Source organism: Streptosporangium sp. NPDC001559 (genome assembly GCF_042893955.1).
GTDB lineage: Bacteria > Actinomycetota > Actinomycetes > Streptosporangiales > Streptosporangiaceae > Streptosporangium.
Genome location: NZ_JBIAVG010000044.1, coordinates 1,533 through 3,691, shown reverse-complemented (window position 1 = coordinate 3,691; position 2,159 = coordinate 1,533). Strand labels below are relative to the sequence as shown.

Sequence of the window (2,159 nt, the reverse complement as noted above, 5' to 3'; positions counted from 1 at the left end):
CCTACATGCTTACCCCAGGACAACCACCGCCTGGGCTGGACTACCTTCCTGCGTCACCCCATCGCTTACCTACTACCAGATCAGGCCAGGCGTTCACCCTCACCCACACCCCGAAGGGCATGAGGGGTTAAGGACCCTTAGTATCACTGGATTCAGTACTGGCGCATCGTAGCGGGTACGGGAATATCAACCCGTTGTCCATCGACTACGCCTGTCGGCCTCGCCTTAGGTCCCGACTTACCCTGGGCGGATTAGCCTGCCCCAGGAACCCTTGGTCATCCGGCGCAGAAGTTTCTCACTTCTGATTCGCTACTCATGCCTGCATTCTCACTCGCACAGCCTCCACAACTGGATCACTCCGCTGCTTCTCCGGCCGCACGACGCTCCCCTACCCATCCACACACCCAAACCACAAAGGCTAGGCTTAACGTGTGAATGCCACGACTTCGGCGGTGTACTTGAGCCCCGCTACATTATCGGCGCGGAATCACTTGACCAGTGAGCTATTACGCACTCTTTCAAGGGTGGCTGCTTCTAAGCCAACCTCCTGGTTGTCACTGCGACTCCACATCCTTTCCCACTTAGCACACGCTTAGGGGCCTTAGTCGGTGATCTGGGCTGTTTCCCTCTCGACTACGGAGCTTATCCCCCGCAGTCTCACTGCCACGCTCTCACTTACCGGCATTCGGAGTTTGGCTGACGTCAGTAACCCGGTAAGGCCCATCAGCCATCCAGTGCTCTACCTCCGGCAAGAAACACGCAACGCTGCACCTAAATGCATTTCGGGGAGAACCAGCTATCACGGAGTTTGATTGGCCTTTCACCCCTAAACACAGGTCATCCCCCAGGTTTTCAACCCTGGTGGGTTCGGTCCTCCACGCAGTCTTACCCACGCTTCAACCTGCCCATGCCTAGATCACTCCGCTTCGGGTCTACAGCATGCGACTCAAACGCCCTATTCAGACTCGCTTTCGCTACGGCTCCCCCACACGGGTTAACCTCGCCACACACCATAACTCGCAGGCTCATTCTTCAAAAGGCACGCAGTCACATCACAGACAAGGCGAACCTCGTCTACGCTCCTACGGCTTGTAGGCACACGGTTTCAGGTACTATTTCACGACCCCTCACCGGGGCGCTTTTCACCTTTCCCTCACGGTACTAGTTCACTATCGGTCATCAGGGAGTATTTAGGCTTACCAGGTGGTCCTGGCAGATTCACACAGGATTTCTCGGGCCCCGTGCTACTTGGGATCCCCTCAAACAGTCGGCAAGGTTTCACCTACCCGGCTCTCACGGTCTCCGGCGCTCCTTCCCAGAAGCTTCGACTACCCCACCGATTTCTCACTGCCTGAAGAGGCGGCAGCCTCCCCCAGAGGGTCCCACGACCCCGCACACGCAACGCCTGCCGGCTATCACACGCATACGGTTTAGCCTCATCCGCTTTCGCTCACCACTACTCACGGAATCACATTTTGTTTTCTCTTCCTACGGGTACTGAGATGTTTCACTTCCCCGCGTTACCACCAACCGCCCTATACATTCAAGCGGAGGCAACACCACATGACTGGTGCTAGGTTTCCCCATTCGGACATCCCCGGATCAACGTCTGGTTGGCGACTCCCCGAGGCTTAACGCAGCCTCCCACGTCCTTCATCGGCTCCTGATGCCAAGGCATCCACCGTGTGCCCTAAAAAACTTGGCCACAAAGATGCTCGCGTCCACTATGCAAATCTCAAACAACAAACAGCGACCCAACCCGACCCACCACCGAACACCCACACAACTACACTGCGAGCTGGTCTGATAGGAGGCGGTCCCGTACGAGGCCAAACAAACCCCCGCCCCCACCCGCCAATCACTGACGCCGAGAGCAGACCCAGAAGCTTCTCACTCCTTCCCCACCCGGCCGACCCGATCAGCTCCCCAGCAACAACAGCTGGACACCAACCGAACCTCAAAGGCCGAAAAGAGAAGAAACAAGTTCTTCCAGAGGGTCCGTTTCCTCAGGACCCAACAGTGTGCCCGGACCCATCCAACGCCTCCCGGCCGACGCTCCCACTCCCCACCCCCACAAAGAAGGGTCGGGCGGTACTAGCCGACCCGGGCAGACCCGGATCATCCGATTAACCAGTGCTCCACTAATGAGCGCGTCACGT

At 57.6% G+C, this 2,159-nt stretch carries 1 rRNA gene; it reads right to left on the bottom strand.

The window, feature by feature from the left end:
• A 23S ribosomal RNA gene (locus ACFYY8_RS42045) occupies positions 1–1,705 on the bottom strand; the annotation flags it as partial.
• Positions 1,706–2,159 lie beyond the last annotated feature (454 nt).